We start from the raw sequence: 15,583 nt of genomic DNA, 5'->3' as shown, positions 1-15,583 counted from the left end.
GGCCGCTGCTGAGGTGTATCCCCCCCCCCCCCCGGCCCCGCGCCGGCGCGCCGGTGTGGCTGTTCGATCTCGACAACACCCTGCACCACGCGTCGCATGCGATCTTTCCCGAGATCAACCGTGCGATGACGCAATACATCATCGACGCGCTGCAGGTCGAGCGCGCCGAAGCCGACCGCCTGCGCAACGGCTACACCGAGCGCTATGGCGCCGCGCTCCTCGGCCTCACGCGCCATCATCCGATCGACCCGCACGACTTCCTGCGTGCGGTCCATACGTTTTCCGACCTGCCCGCGATGCTGCGCGCCGAACGCGGGCTGGCGCGCATCGTCGCCGCGCTCCCCGGGCGCAAGTTCGTGCTGACCAACGCGCCGGAGAACTACGCGCGCGCGGTGCTGCGCGAGTTGCGCATCGAGCGGCTGTTCGAGCGCGTGATCGCGATCGAGCACATGCGCGACCGCCGAACCTGGCGCGCGAAGCCCGATCACACGATGCTGCGCCGGACGCTGCGCGCCGCGAACGCGCGCATGGAAGACGCGATCCTCGTCGAGGATACGCGCGGCCACCTGAAGCGCTACAAGCGCCTCGGCATCGGTACGGTGTGGATCACGGGCCACCTGCCCGGCCATTTACCGACCACCGGTCGCCCGCACTATGTCGATCAACGCATTCGTTCGTTAAAATCGCTCCGACTGGGCACACGATCGGGGCGACAGAAATGCAGCCGACTTACCCGCAGGACCAAGCCGTAACCGAAAGCCAGGCCACACCCACCCGCGCGCGCCCGAAACCGGGCGAGCGCCGCGTGATGATCCTGCAGACACTCGCGGCGATGCTCGAGGCCCCCAAGCCCGAGAAAATCACGACCGCCGCGCTCGCGGCCCGGCTCGACGTGTCGGAAGCCGCGCTGTACCGGCATTTCACCAGCAAGGCGAAGATGTACGAAGGGCTGATCGAGTTCATCGAGCAGGCGCTGTTCGGACTCGTCAACCAGATCGTCGCGAAAGAGCCGAACGGCGTGCAGCAGGCACGCACGATCGCGCTGACGATGCTCAACTTCGCCGCGAAGAACCCCGGCATGACGCGCGTGCTGACCGGCGAGGCGCTGGTCGGCGAGGACGAGCGGCTCACCGAACGCGTGAACCAGCTGCTCGACCGCATCGAGGCGACCGTCAAGCAGTGCCTGCGCGTTGCCCGCACCGAGGCCAACACGCCGCAAGATGGCGCGACGCCGTTCGTGCTGCCGGCCGACTATGATCCCGGCGCGCGCGCGAGCCTGCTCGTCTGCTATGTGATCGGCCGGTGGCACCGCTTCGCGAAGGGCGGGTTTCAGAAACCGCCCTCCGAGCAGGCCGGCGCGCACCTGCAGCTGATCCTGCAATGACGTTCGCGGCGACGAACGCGTCCGGTCGCCGGGCTCGTCCGCCGGCATCGTCGATACGCACGAAGGCAAGGCCGCGCGCCGCGTGAGCTGACTCGCGGGCATACGCTCGAACCGGTCCTGCCGATGCCGGATCCGGTGTCTGACTTGCACACGCAACCTCCGCTAATTATTTCGCACTCCATATCATCTTCCTCGCCGCTCTTCTGAGCGTCACTTCGTCGGACATGCGGGCGGGCGCTCCAGCGCTGCCGCTCCGGCTGACCACACTGCTCGCCGTCTCGCTCCTGCACCGCCACCGCTACGCGACGCCTCGGCCGTGCGCCCGTAGCGCTTAACCATTCTTCAAACAAATTTAGTACCAGTCCCATCCATTCAGGTGGCGACTTAGAAAACGTCCAATTCTTTCGCCTGCCTTACTTGGAAATAATGCTTTCTGTTTCCTGGCGCTGTTGTCGACCGCCCGATCGCAACGCCGGCCTGGTCAGCGCGAAGGAAACGTCGGTGCGTCGTCTTTCGACGCAAGCCCCTTACCAACAGGTACTTACATGTCCAAAAAAGCACTTTCCATTCTGATGGCAACAGCGGGTCTCCTCGCCGTCGCGTCGTCGGCCCACGCCGCCGACGGCACGATCACGATCAACGGTGAAATCACCACGCAAACCTGCACGATCTCGGGCAACGGCAGCGGCAAGGATTTCACCGTGGCGCTGAAGGAAGTATCGACGTCCGCGCTCGCCACGTCCGGCGCGACTGCCGGCCGACTGCCGTTCAATATCGTGCTGTCGAACTGCTCGCCGAACTCGGGCAATGCATCGGTGTATTTCGAGCCGGGCACGACGGTCAATGCGTCGACCGGCAATCTGAAGAACGACAAGGGCACGGCGACGAACGTCGAGATCGGCCTGCTGAACAAGGACGCCAGCAACATCAAGCTCGGCGCGGTCAAGGGTCAGCAGAACTCGCAAACCGTCCCGATCTCGGGCGGCACGGCAACCCTCGACTACTACGCGCAATACGTCGCGACGGGTGGCGCGGCCACCTCCGGCTCGGTCGACACGTCGGTCATGTATTCGGTCTCGTACCAGTAATCCGGCCTCCCGACCGGCGGCCCGGGCACGCGAGGGAATGGTGGGCACGGGCCGCCCCCGTACCGACGGGGTACATGTTTGTCAATCGAGAAGGAGTAGTCGACGATGAAGATGCCAATGAACTGGCGCTCGCGCGTGGGTGCCGCAATGCTGATCGCGTCGCTGGCCGGCGCGGGCGCGGCGCAAGCCAGCGTGGTGATCGGCGGCACACGCGTTGTGTATCCGGAAAAGGAGCGCGAGGTCACGGTCAAGCTGACCAACGAGGGCGACAGGCCGTCGCTCGTTCAGGCGTGGATCGACGACGGCAACCCCAGCGCGCTGCCGGACGATTCGAAGGTCCCGTTCATGCTGACGCCTCCGCTGTTCCGCCTCGATCCGAAGAAGGGGCAAAGCCTGAGGTTGATCTACACGAAGGAACCGCTCGCCCAGGACAAGGAAACGCTGTACTGGCTGAACGTGCTCGATGTCCCGCCGCAGGCGGCCGACGATCCTGATGCGCCGAACCTGCTGCAGCTCGCGTTTCGTTCGCGCATCAAGCTGTTCTTCCGTCCCGCCGCGCTGCAGGGCGTGGCTGACGAATCCGCCGAGAAGGTGACCTGGAACTTCGCGCCGAAGGCCGGTGGAGGCTATGCACTGGAAGCCAGCAACCCGACGCCGTACCACGTGACGTTCACCCGGCTGACGGTCAAGTCCGGCGGCACGACCTGGTCCAACGAGATCGGCGGCATGGTCAAGCCCGGCGCCACCGAGCGCTTCGACGTCGGCAACGTGCCGTCGCCGCCCACCGGACCGATCCAGGTCGACTACACGTTCCTCGACGACTACGGCGCCGGCGTGAAAGGGTCCTACGCGCCTAAAGCGGCACGCTGAAGCCCCCGTCCTTACCTGACTCAATCCCGTGTCGGATCCGTCGGTGCAGCAATCGCACCGACGAGGGCACACCGTCGCTCGCACTATGACGATGCGGCATAGATACGTTGAATTCATGCGAGCGAATCATTACATTCGGCCCCCTGAGGCCACCCCGTGTTTCAAGCTCAAGCCGACCTGCCTGTTCGTCATGGCGGCGCTTGGCGGCTGGGCCGTCGAAGCCGCCGCGGACACGGCCGCCGCCTCGGGGAGCCGTCTCGAAGTCGCGCAGGTTCACTTCAACGACACGTTGATGATGAAGCCGCGCGGGCAGCGGCTCGATCTCGAGCGCTTCGCGAAAGGCAACCCGGTCACGCCGGGCGACTACCTGGTCGACGTTTACCTCAACGGACGGTGGAACGGTCGCTCGACCGTGCATTTCGCTGCGGAAAGCGGCTCGGTCGACGCGAAGCCATGCTTCGATCGCGCGCTGGTGACCCGGTTCGGTCTCGACGACCAGGCGCTCACCGACACCGGGCGCGCCGCGCTTGCGCAAGTGCAGGCGGGCGAATGCACGGACATCGACACGCTCGTCGCGGATGCTGCCTATGAATTCGACATGGGCGACCTGCGCCTGAACGTGAGCATTCCGCAGGCGGCACTGCTGCGCAACCCGCGCGGCTACGTCAGTCCGGAACTGTGGGACAGCGGCGTGCCAAGCGCGACCGTCAAGTACAACGCGAACGTATTCCGCAACACCGCATCAGGCTATGAGAGCACGCAGGCATACCTGGGCCTGAACACGGGCGTCAACGTCGGGAACTGGCATTTCCGCCACGACGGCACCTATACGGCCCAATCGCAGGGCGACAGCCGCTACCAGAGCCTCAACACATATGTGCAGCGCGACCTGCCGGCCTGGCGCAGCCAGTTGAAGCTCGGCGAGACCTATACCGACGGCACGCTGTTCGACAGCGTCGGCATGCGCGGCGCCACACTCGAGACGGACGACCGGATGCTGCCCGATTCGATGCGCGGCTATGCGCCGGTGGTTCGCGGCGTCGCGTCGAGCAACGCGCACGTCAAGGTGTCGCAGAACGGCAACGTGCTCTACGAAACGAACGTCGCGCCGGGTCCGTTCCAGATCGACGATCTGTACCCGACCGGCTACGGCGGCAACCTGCTCGTCACCGTGACCGAAGCCGACGGCAGGAAACACAGCTTCACCGTGCCGTACGCGTCGGTCGTGCAATCGTTGCGCCCGGGCATCAAGCGTTACAGGATCGCGGTGGGCCAGATGCGCGAGCCCCAGCTCGACCGTCACCCGAACTTCGCACAGGCCACGTATCAGCGCGGTATCAACAACCTGCTGACCGGTTATGTCGGCGCGATCGTCGCGGAAAGCTACCTGGCCGGGCTGGTCGGCGCGGCGTTCAACACGCCGGTGGGCGCACTCGCCGTCGACGTCACGCACGCCAGCGCGCGCATCCCCGGCGTCTCGGCGACGAGCGGTCAGAGCGTGCGCTTGAGCTACAGCAAGTTCCTGGAGCCGACCGGCACGAACATCGCGGTCGCCGCGTATCGCTACTCGTCGCGCGGCTACTGGACGATGCGCGATGCGATGTACGCCCGAGAGCGGGCGGCCGCGGGCGCGGATCCGAACGACGCGTACCGGCAACGCAACCAGGTTCAGCTCACGCTGAACCAGACGCTGGGCGAAGGGCGCGGCAGCCTGTTCGCGGTGGGTTCGACGGCCAGCTACTGGAATCGGCAGGGCACCACCACGCAGTTCCAGCTCGGCTACAACAACAACTTCCGCGTGGGTCGTCTCAACCTGAGCTACAACCTGTCGGTCTCGCGGCAGCGCGACGGCTATACCGGCCGGTTGAACAACCAGGTGTACGCGAACGTCACGCTCCCGCTCGGCCGGGGGTCGTACGCGCCGACGCTGAGCACGAGCGTCACGCACGACAACCAGGGCGGCACGCTCGGCCAGATGTCGCTGAGCGGTTCCGCGGGCGCGACCAACGCGCTCTCGTACGGCGTGAATGCCACCACCGGCGGCGGTACGACCTCCGGCGGCGGCAACGCGCAGTATCGCAGCCCGTTCGCGACCCTGTCGGGCAGCGCGAGCGGCGGCAGCGGCTACTCGAGCGTGTCCGCCGGCGTATCGGGCGCGCTTGTCGGTCATGCGGGCGGCGTCACGCTGGCCAACGACCTCGGTGAAACAGCCGCGATCATCGAGGCGAAGGACGCCGTCGGCGCGCGCATCACGAGCGGCACGGACGTCCGGATCGACCGCCGCGGTTATGCGGTACTGCCGTATCTGACGCCGTACCAGATGAACACGGTCGAACTCGATCCGAAGGGCATTCCGCTGGACGTCGAAATGCTGTCGACGAGCCAGCAGATCGCGCCGCGCGCGAACTCGATCGTGAAGATCAGGTTCGCGACCGTCAGCGGGCGCGCGGCGTTGCTCACGGTGCGTCAGCCGAACGGCGGCACGCCGCCGTTCGGCGCCAGCGTGCTGGACGAACACGGCCAGATGGTCGGCACGCTCGGACAAGGCGGCAACCTGTTCGTTCGCGGGCTAAACGAGTCCGGCACGCTGACCGCGAAATGGGGCAATCGCGCGACGGAATCCTGCCAGTTCACCTATCACCTGCCGACCAAGCAACGCGATAGCGATGTGTATGCGCGTGCCGATGCGATCTGCGATTACGGCGTACCCAAAACCAACAGTCCTCGCGGCTCGTCGACACCGGGCAATGCCGAGTCGCACGCCGATGCACGTCACGACACGACGACACAGCGCTAAGTGTCCAGGAACGGGAGATTTTTTTTGATGAACTTCGACTCGCCGCATCGATACAGCGAATCCATCCGCACGCCTGGCACGCGGATTCGCCACAGCGCTTGCGGCACGCGAGTCGACATTTTCGTGCGCACATCGGGCCGCATGCATCGGTCCGGACGAGGCGAATATCGATCGGTATTCGTTTTCATTCGGCAACGTGCTCGTTCCGGCCAATGCGCCCGGCGTCACCGTCTTTCGGGGAAGCGTCAAGTTGTCCGGCCTGTCGCGGACGACCAGCTCGCCTCCCCGGCGGCCACCGGCCCAGCCGGCGGCCGGAACAGGCTTCTGCTCAGCAATCCGAACGGGTTGCATCGGGAGGCCACTGTTGGACGAAACCGCGCGTCATCCGTATCGCCGGTCACGGCATGCGGACGGCGCGACGGCGGAGTCCGTTTATCTACCTAGTACCAGAGGAATTGACATGAAATTCGCATTCTCCAGCATCGCCGCCCTGACCGTGGCTGCCGCAGCGGCACTGCCGGCCGTTTCGCACGCCGCCGACGGCACCATCACGATCACCGGCAAGATCGGCACGCGGACCTGCACGATCGACGGCAACGGCCAAGGCAAGGACTTCACGGTTACGCTGCCGAAGGTGTCGACGTCGGCGCTCTCGAGCGGAGGCATGACCGCGGGCCGCACGCCGTTCACGATCGGCCTGAAGGACTGCTCGCCGGCGACCGGCAACGTCTACACGCACTTCGAGCCGGGCGCGACGGTCAACTCGACGACCGGCCAGCTGATCAACGCGGGTGGTGCGACGAACGTCGAAGTCGGCCTGCTCAACGGCGCCGATTACTCCAACATCAGACTCGGCAAGGCAGACGAAAACTCGAAGGCGGTTGCACTGTCGAACGGCGCCGCGACGCTGCCGTACTACGCACAGTACGTCGCAATGGGCAACGCCGCTACCCAGGGTACGGTGAACACGTCGGTGACGTACTCGATCATGTATCAGTAACCACATCGCGCGCGTCATGCGCGCCCCGCGCATCGGACATCCATCGATGCGCGGGCAACCATCCATGCGCGCCAGCGTCATCGGCGATGGAAAAGCGCTTGCCGCTGCGCATGCCGCCCTACGCGGCGGCGATCGACGTCGCGCGAAGCAACGCTAACACCCCGATCGCCTGCTCTTCACTGAACCGCGACTTCTGCATGAAAAGCTTTTTCTGCGGCCTTGCCACTCGCTTTACAGCGGAATATTCACCGTGGAATCGGTCGGGCCGGCCATAAGAGGTGCAAATGATTTCGATTGAAAATAGATTTATCGCTCGAATATTGAAGTACTCGTTGAGCCTCGGCTTTGCCTGGCTGGGCACGATCAATTCCGCCCATGCGGCCCCGCTGCCCCCGCCGACCCAGCTCGTCTGTGTCACTTCAGGCAATAGCTGGAACGAGGTTAATGGTGGCTTTACGCAGTTCGATTTCCCGAAAGTCATCGTTCCGCCCCAAACACCGGACGGCGCCGTCATTGCAACGTTCATTGTGAACATTCCCTATTCTTGCCCCCCGAACAAGGCAGGCAACGGCGGGGACGGCGGGTACGAAGTTTGGGCCCTGGACCGGTCGGGCTACCCCTCCCAGTTCCCGGGCGTCGGGAGATACTCCGGCTTTTGGACAGAGTATCCGATATTTGAATGGATCGGCTTTCGCAAGACAAACCTGGAGACAGGTCAAGTCATGTCCGTGACCAGCAGCCAGCAGCAATGGGGGGCACCGCTTCCCGCACCCACCGACATCACGGGCACGATCAGGGTCAAGTATGAAATGATCAAGCTGAGCGACAAAATCTACAACGCCAAACTACCGTTGGGGCCTTTCCGCATGCTGAGCTTTGAGTTCCGGAGGCGGTGGCCCGGAAGCGGTGCGACAGGGCACCACGCCCTTACTTGGACCAGCTCTGGCTCAACGATCGAGCCGATGAAAAAAAGCTGCGACGTGACGACGACGGATGTCCGCGTACCAATGCCGCCGGTCAGCAGCGGCAAGCTGAATGGTGTCGGCGCCACGGCGGGCGATACGGGTTTCAACATCGGACTGTCCTGCAAGGCAGGCTCGAATGTATTCGTGACGCTGACCGATCTGACCGACGTCACGAACCGAAGCGACCTGCTGACGCTGGCGCAGGGCTCATCGGCGACGGGCGTGAAGCTCCGCGTGACGAGGAATGGGCAACCCGTTTTCTATGGTCCCGACTCGGCCGCGGTCGGCAACCAGAACCAGTGGTATGTCGCACCGTCGTCGGGATTGACGAATATTCCGCTCAGCGCGCAATACGTCGCCACCGGGCCCGTTACCGCCGGAACGGTGAAGGGCGTTGCAACGTTCACCATGAGCTACCAGTAAATGCGCGCCCGCGCACCGGCTCGTTGCCGTGGCGCGGTGGCATCGCGATGCATATGCCCCGCTTGTCCGGCATCGCTTGCCGATACACACGCGACGGGCACGCTCGGGCATCGCGCCGCCACCACGCCGGCAACACCAATGCGCCTGGGCAGCACCCTGCCCGTGCCTCGCACCATCGCCGAGGCATGCGGCACCGCCATTCAGTGACACGACGCGTGCGCGGCGCGGCCTGATCGACGTGCGCGGCATGCCGTTGCATCCCTCGCCCGTTCGGCCCTGATCGGCCCGCGGCATGCCCGCACCGCCCGGATCGCGCATCCCGGATTTCGATGACACGCCATGCAATCAACCGGCTTCCGTCGAAATTCGAACTCGTCCAATTTCACACATCCCCCACACAGGCTAACTTTCACCTACTTCATTGATATCGAGGTGAGCAAGTGAATCGCAGGTTCCCATTCATTCCCGTCCGCACCGGCCGGCGTCTCGCACGCTCCGCGCTGCTCGCCGGCGCGGTGATGCCGTGGCCGTCGGCGGCCGAGATCAACGGCGGCGGCGCGCAGCACGCGGACGGCGTCACGCTCGAGGTCGCACCGGGCTTCTACTCGACGCTCGTCTCCGGCGAAGCCGTGTTCTCCGCCGTCAACGGCGGCGTGCTGACCACCACCGGCAAGACTCGCCTGTTCTCGTCCGGCAACGTCGCGGCGGGCGCTGCCGCGTGGGGGCGCGGCTCGCGCGTCGAGCTGCGCGACACCGAAATCCGGACCCGCGGCGGTTCCAGCGCCGGCCTCGACATCCGTTACGGCGGCAGCGTGTCGGCCGACAGCGTGTCCATCGATACCGATGGCGACTATTCGCACGGCGCATCGCTCGACGGCAACGGCAGCCGGCTCGACCTCACCGACAGCGTGATCGTGACGCGCGGCAAGGAGGCATACGGCATCGCCGTCACTTACGTACCCGGCGGCATCATCAACGTCGCCGACACGCTGATCCGCACCAGCGGCATGTTCGCCTATGGCATGTCCATCAGCTACGACGATGTCCGCGCAGCGCTGACTCGCGCCGACATCCGGACGACCGGCGACTATGCATCGGCGATCCACCTGCCCGGCGCTACGACGGCCACGCTCACCGATTCACACCTGGAAACCGACGGCTATGCCGCAGTCGGCGTCGATACGCGTGAAGCCCGCGTCGAGCTGGCCCGCACGCGTGTCGTCACGCATGGCGAAAGCGCACACGGGCTGTACGCGTCGAAGGAATACACCGATACCCCCGTCGTGCAGGCCAGCGACACGTTCGTCACGACCACCGGCAAGCGCTCGATCGGCGCGATCGCGCGTCTCGGCGGCCAGGTCGCGATGAAGGGCGGCGGCATCGAAACCCGCGGCGAGCGCGCGTACGGCGTGCTGTCGAGCGGCAACGGCTCCCGCGCCACGCTGGCGGACATGACCGTCGACACGCATGGCGAGAACGCCACCGCGGTCTATGTCGGTGCCGGCGGCACGATCGACCTCGCAGGCACCGATGCGCGGACGACCGGCAACGGCGCTGCCGCAGCCGCTGTCGGCGCAGGCGGCATGCTGAATGTCGATGGCGGCTCGCTCGTCAGCGAACGAAGCAACGCGATCGCCGCATCCGGCGCGGCCATTTCACTGCGAAACGACGCGCGCGCGTTCGGCGGCAATGGAACGCTGATGTCCGTGTACGCAGCGTCCGGCGAGCCCGTTCGGTTGTCGCTCGATACCGGCGCGCAGGCCGACGGCGACATCGTGAATGTCCCGGACGACGACGGCAACCCGACACCGCCCGTCACCCACGTCGCACTCACCGGCGCCTCCACGTGGACGGGTGCGACCGACGTCGTCCGCACGCTGTCGCTCGACAGCGGCAGCCAGTGGACGGTCACCCGCGATTCGGCGGTCGGCGCCGTCACGCTGAACGATTCGACCATCGCGTTCGCCGCACCGGGCGCCGGCACCCCGCGCACGCTCGTCGTCAACGGCGACTATGCGGCCCGCGACGGCCGGCTGCTGATCCACACGACGCTGCACGACGATACGTCGCCCACGGACCGGCTCGTGATCGACGGCGGCCATGCGTCGGGCAACACGAACATCGTCGTGCAACGCACGGCTGGCGAAGGTGCGCCGACAACGGTCGGCATCCCGATCGTCGAGACCCGCAACGGCGGCACGACCGATGCCGCGGCATTCACCCTCGACACCGCGTCGGACGGCTACCGTCGCGGCTTCCGCACGCTGTCCGCCGGCGGCTACGACTACATGCTCGCGCGCGGCGGCAACGGCGGCAACGCAGACGACTGGTATCTCGTTTCCGCCGCGAAACCCGAGCCGCCCATCGGCCCGGAGATCACGCCACCGTCGCCGCGCGCCACCGCACCCGAGCCCGACGCGTATCTCGCGAACGCCGACGCAGCCGCGATGATGGCGATCCACACGCTGCATCAGCGCGAAGACCAGTCGCTGCGCACCGATCGCGCAGGATCGCAACCGCTCGACGGCGCCGCGTGGCTGCGCGCCGAAGGCCAGTTCACGTCGATGTCGGGCGGTGCACGCAGCGTGTCGGGCAACGGCCGCCTGGTACACGCGGGGGCCGACCTGCTCCGCTTCGACGACGGCCGCGGCGGCCGCATCCGGGCCGGCGCGATGGGCATGTACGGCAGCCAGACGAGCTGGTCGACGCGGCCGCCGTGGAATGCCGCCGAGCAGCGCATCGCGGATGCCACCGCGCGCGGCAGCGTCGAAGGTTACAACGTCGGCCTGTACGGCACGTGGTACGGCAACCGCGACATCCTGTCCGGCCCGTATGTCGATGCGTGGTTCATGTACGGCGCGTATGCGAACCGGATCGGCGGCAGTCTGGCCGGCGATTCGTACCGGTCGCGCACCGTCACGGGCTCGGTCGAAGCCGGCCACTCGTTGCGCTTCTACGAGCGCGGCGATACCCGCTTCTTCGTCGAGCCGCAGGCACAACTCGTCGTGTCGGACTACCGTGCGGCCGCGCACCATACGGCAGGCGGCTATCTCGACGGCCAGGGCTCGACCGACGTGCTGACCCGCGTCGGCGTACGCGTGCACGGCGTCACCGCGATCGCGGCCGGCCGCGAGCTGCGCCCGTTCGTCGAGGCAAACTGGTGGCACGGCCCCGGCTCGCGGTCGCTGACGCTCGACGGCAACGCGTTCTCGTTCAGCGTGCCGCGCGACCGCGCCGCGTTCCGCATCGGCGCGACGGGGCAGATATCGAAGCGCTTCGCGGTATCGGCCAGCCTCGGCGTGGAGGCGAATTTGTCCGACTACGCGGTGGTCAAGGGCGGATTCACCGCGAAGTACCGCTGGTAACGCGACGCGACGCGACGCCACGGCACGGCGGCGGCGGCCTGACGGGCCACGCCGCCCCTGCCATACGCGGCGCCGAGCGACACCTCCCGTGCAGGCCGCCGCATCCGACGCAGCAACACGCGGGGTGGCCGCCAGCCGGCCACCCCGGCGCGCCCGAATCCGCGCCCCGCAATTTCCGCTATACTTTGCCGACTGCCGCCTCTCGGGCGGCAGCCAGAAACGCGCCGATTTGCTGACTCGATTGCGGGCGCGCGAACCAGCCGGGGCCTTGATTCGTCCTTGTCCCGGCGGTTCACTACAAATGCGGCTAAAGAGGTCGTCAGCCGCGCACCTCCGACTCCGCGCATCGCCGACACCATTTAGCTGCCCAGTCATAAGGCGGAACGAATGGAATCGATCGGCATCGTCGCTCCACAGACCATGCACTTCGCCGAACCGCTGCGCTTGCAAAGCGGCAGCGTGATCGGCAACTATCAGCTCGTCGTCGAGACGTACGGCGAACTCAACGCCGCGCGCTCGAACGCGGTGCTCGTCTGCCACGCGCTCAACGCGTCGCACCACGTCGCCGGCGTCTACGCGGACGATCCGCGCAGCACCGGCTGGTGGGACAACATGGTCGGCCCGGGCAAGCCGCTCGACACCAACCGCTTCTTCGTGATCGGCGTGAACAACTTCGGCTCGTGCTTCGGCTCGACCGGCCCGATGAGCGTCGACCCGTCGACCGGCAAGCCGTACGGTGCGCGCTTTCCGGTCGTCACCGTCGAGGACTGGGTGCACGCGCAGGCGCGCGTCGCCGACGCATTCGGCATCGAGCGCTTCGCCGCGGTGATGGGCGGCAGCCTCGGCGGCATGCAGGCGCTCGCGTGGAGCCTGATGTATCCGGAGCGCGTCGCGCACTGCATCGACATCGCGTCGACGCCGAAGCTGTCCGCGCAGAACATCGCGTTCAACGAGGTCGCGCGCTCGGCGATCCTGTCCGATCCCGATTTCCACGGCGGCGACTACTACGCGCACGGCGTGAAGCCGAAGCGCGGCCTGCGCGTCGCGCGGATGATCGGCCACATCACGTACCTGTCCGACGACGACATGGCCGAGAAATTCGGCCGTGCGCTGCGCCGCGCCGACGGTGCGCTCGACGCGTACAACTTCAGCTTCGACGTCGAATTCGAGGTCGAGTCGTACCTGCGCTACCAGGGCGACAAGTTCGCCGACTACTTCGACGCGAACACCTACCTGCTGATCACGCGCGCGCTCGACTACTTCGACCCGGCGAAGGCGTTCGACGGCAACCTGACGGCCGCGCTCGCGCACACGCAGGCGAAATACCTGATCGCGAGCTTCTCGACCGACTGGCGTTTCGCGCCGGCCCGCTCGCGCGAGATCGTGAAGGCGCTGCTCGACAACAAGCGCACGGTCAGCTACGCGGAAATCGATGCGCCGCACGGTCACGACGCGTTCCTGCTCGACGACGCGCGCTATCACAACCTGATCCGCGCGTATTACGAACGAATCGCCAACGAGGTGGGTGCATGAACCAGCAAGCGCTGAATTCCCTGTCCGCGCGCGCGGACTTCCGCACGATCGCGCGCTGGGTCGAACCGCGCTCGACGGTACTCGACCTCGGTTGCGGCGACGGCTCGCTGCTCGCGCTGCTGATGGAAGAACTGGACGTGACCGGCTACGGGATCGAACTGAATGACGCCGGCGTGCTCGCCAGCACGAAGAACGGCATCAACGTGATCCAGCAGAACCTCGAAGACGGCCTGCGCCTGTTCGAGGACCACAGCTTCGACATCGCGATCCTGTCGCAGACTTTGCAGACAATTCACCAGACGGCCGCGATCCTGCGCGAAACCGCGCGGGTCGGGCGCGAATGCATCGTGTCGTTCCCGAATTTCGGCTACTGGCCGCACCGGCTGTCGGTGCTGAACGGCAGGATGCCGGTGTCGAAGTCGCTGCCTTACCAGTGGCACAACACGCCGAACGTCCGGGTGCTGACGATCGAGGATTTCGAGGCGCTCGCGCCCGAAGTCGGCGTGACGATCCTCGACCGCGTGGTGCTGCACGGAGGCCAACCGATTCGATGGGGAGCGAACTGGCGTGGTAGTCTTGCTGTCTACCGCGTCAAGCGCAGCTGAGCCGGGGAGCCGTTGACGAACGCAGACGGCCTGCACGCCCGTGCGGCCGAGCCGCTGTGCTACCCGCGCCGCCGCCTGCGCTGCCGCCGCAATCAGTCAACGCTACCCAGTTTCTGTCCATGTCGAAAACGCCACACGAGGCGCCCGCACTCACCGCTCACGAGGATCACCCCGGCTGGCGAGCCTACCTGAACACGCACATGCTGATCTGCGTGTTCCTGGGCTTCACGTCGGGTCTGCCGCTCTTCACGCTCGTCTACCTCGTGCAGGCATGGCTGCGCTCCGAGGGCGTGAACCTGAAGGAAATCGGCCTGTTCGCGCTGATCCAGTTCCCGTACACGTGGAAGTTCCTGTGGGCGCCGCTGATGGACCGCTACGTCCCGCGCCTGCCCGGCTGGCGGCCGGGCCGCCGGCGCGGCTGGCTGCTGCTCACGCAGCTGCTGGTCGCGGGTGCGATCGCCGCGCTCGGCTTCGTGTCGCCGCGCGACTCGATCTGGACGGTCGCCGCACTCACCACGCTCGTCGCGTTCTTCGGCGCAAGCGCCGACATCGTGATCGACGCGTACCGCCGCGAGCTGCTGCGCGACACCGAGCAGGGCCTCGGCAACGCGATACACGTGAACGCGTACAAGCTCGCCGCGCTGATCCCCGGCTCGCTGGCGCTGATCCTGTCCGACCACATGCCGTGGGATGCCGTGTTCGCGCTCACCGGCGCGTTCATGCTGCCGGGCATCCTGATGACGCTCGTCGTGCGCGAGCCCGAAGTGGTCGGTACGCCGCCGCGCAACCTGCGCGACGCGATCGTGCTGCCGTTCCGCGAATTCATCCAGCGCGACGGCTGGGCCGGCGCACTGCTCGTCATCGCGTTCATCTTCCTGTTCAAGATCGGCGACACGATGGCCACCACGCTGTCGACGTCGTTCTTCCTCGACATCGGCTTCTCGCGCACCGAAATCGGCATCGTCGCGAAAACCACCGCGCTCGTCGCGAGCGTCGCCGGCGGCATCATCGGCGGCGTCTGGCTCGTGAAGATCGGCATCGGCCGCGGGCTGTGGATCTTCGGCGCGCTGCAGATGGTGTCGACGCTCGGCTTCGCGTGGCTCGCGCAGCTTGGCCCCGGTTCGCCCGTGCTTGCGATGCTCTACGACTTCACCGTGTCGACGAGCCATGCGATCGCGTCGGTGCTGTCGGCGTTCGGCATTGCCGTCACGCCGCACTTCAGCCCGATGACCGTGGCGCTCGCGCTCGTCTACGGCGTCGAAACGTTCACCACCGGCCTGACGATGGCCGCGTTCGTCGCGTACATCGCGAGCACGACCGACCCGCGCTATACGGCCACGCAATTCGCGCTGTTCACGAGCCTCGCGTCGGTGCCGCGCACGCTCGCATCGGCCGCGAGCGGCTTCATCGTCGCGAAGATCGGCTGGTTCGACTACTTCATCGTGTGTACCGCGCTCGCGATTCCCGGCATGCTGCTGCTGTTCAAGATCGCGCCGTGGAACGGTGCCGCACGCAACGGCGAGGCCAGCCGTGCGCAGTAACGGCCTGCACCG

At 66.4% G+C, this 15,583-nt stretch carries 11 protein-coding genes; all 11 read left to right on the top strand.

Going from position 1 to position 15,583, the window contains the following annotated elements; all coding sequences use genetic code 11:
* Positions 1-5: 5 nt before the first annotated feature.
* The 11 genes from JYJ84_RS13055 to JYJ84_RS13005 all read left to right on the top strand — a co-directional run bounded on the left by JYJ84_RS13055 (position 6) and on the right by JYJ84_RS13005 (position 15,571).
* Positions 6-752: a pyrimidine 5'-nucleotidase gene (locus tag JYJ84_RS13055; RefSeq protein ID WP_240201855.1), complete on the top strand. Its 747-nt coding sequence runs from the start codon at positions 6-8 to the stop codon at positions 750-752.
* Complete coding sequence (gene slmA, locus JYJ84_RS13050; RefSeq protein WP_175222414.1) at positions 719-1,384, top strand: nucleoid occlusion factor SlmA; 666 nt, start codon at positions 719-721, stop codon at positions 1,382-1,384. The genes JYJ84_RS13055 and slmA overlap by 34 nt, the downstream gene beginning before the upstream one ends.
* A gap of 545 nt (positions 1,385-1,929) precedes the next feature.
* Entirely contained in the window at positions 1,930-2,472 is a 543-nt protein-coding gene (locus JYJ84_RS13045) for a fimbrial protein (protein WP_122946515.1), read from the top strand.
* 105 nt (positions 2,473-2,577) lie between these two features.
* Positions 2,578-3,342 carry a molecular chaperone gene (locus JYJ84_RS13040; protein WP_122946516.1) on the top strand — a complete coding sequence of 255 codons (765 nt, stop codon included), beginning with the start codon at positions 2,578-2,580 and terminating at the stop codon, positions 3,340-3,342.
* 115 nt (positions 3,343-3,457) lie between these two features.
* A complete protein-coding gene (locus JYJ84_RS13035; RefSeq protein ID WP_122946794.1) occupies positions 3,458-6,139 on the top strand; it encodes a fimbria/pilus outer membrane usher protein in 2,682 nt (893 codons plus the stop codon).
* A gap of 460 nt (positions 6,140-6,599) precedes the next feature.
* Positions 6,600-7,139, top strand: coding sequence for a fimbrial protein (locus tag JYJ84_RS13030; protein ID WP_122946517.1), 540 nt, complete (start codon positions 6,600-6,602; stop codon positions 7,137-7,139).
* Between the two features lie 284 nt (positions 7,140-7,423).
* A complete protein-coding gene (locus JYJ84_RS13025; protein WP_175222413.1) occupies positions 7,424-8,527 on the top strand; it encodes a fimbrial protein in 1,104 nt (367 codons plus the stop codon).
* Between the two features lie 440 nt (positions 8,528-8,967).
* Positions 8,968-11,892, top strand: coding sequence for an autotransporter outer membrane beta-barrel domain-containing protein (locus JYJ84_RS13020; protein ID WP_236027651.1), 2,925 nt, complete (start codon positions 8,968-8,970; stop codon positions 11,890-11,892).
* Between the two features lie 387 nt (positions 11,893-12,279).
* Entirely contained in the window at positions 12,280-13,425 is a 1,146-nt protein-coding gene (locus JYJ84_RS13015) for a homoserine O-acetyltransferase (RefSeq protein WP_122946519.1), read from the top strand.
* Positions 13,422-14,030, top strand: coding sequence for a methionine biosynthesis protein MetW (metW, locus tag JYJ84_RS13010; RefSeq protein ID WP_122946520.1), 609 nt, complete (start codon positions 13,422-13,424; stop codon positions 14,028-14,030). The genes JYJ84_RS13015 and metW overlap by 4 nt, the downstream gene beginning before the upstream one ends.
* 119 nt (positions 14,031-14,149) lie before the next feature.
* Positions 14,150-15,571, top strand: coding sequence for an AmpG family muropeptide MFS transporter (locus JYJ84_RS13005; protein WP_175222412.1), 1,422 nt, complete (start codon positions 14,150-14,152; stop codon positions 15,569-15,571).
* The last annotated feature ends 12 nt before the right edge of the window (positions 15,572-15,583 follow it).

Origin of the sequence: Burkholderia sp. LMG 13014 (assembly GCF_905232215.1) — a bacterium.
Lineage (GTDB): Bacteria > Pseudomonadota > Gammaproteobacteria > Burkholderiales > Burkholderiaceae > Burkholderia.
Note: the sequence above shows the minus strand (reverse complement) of the source record. Positions and strands in the feature narration are given on the sequence as shown.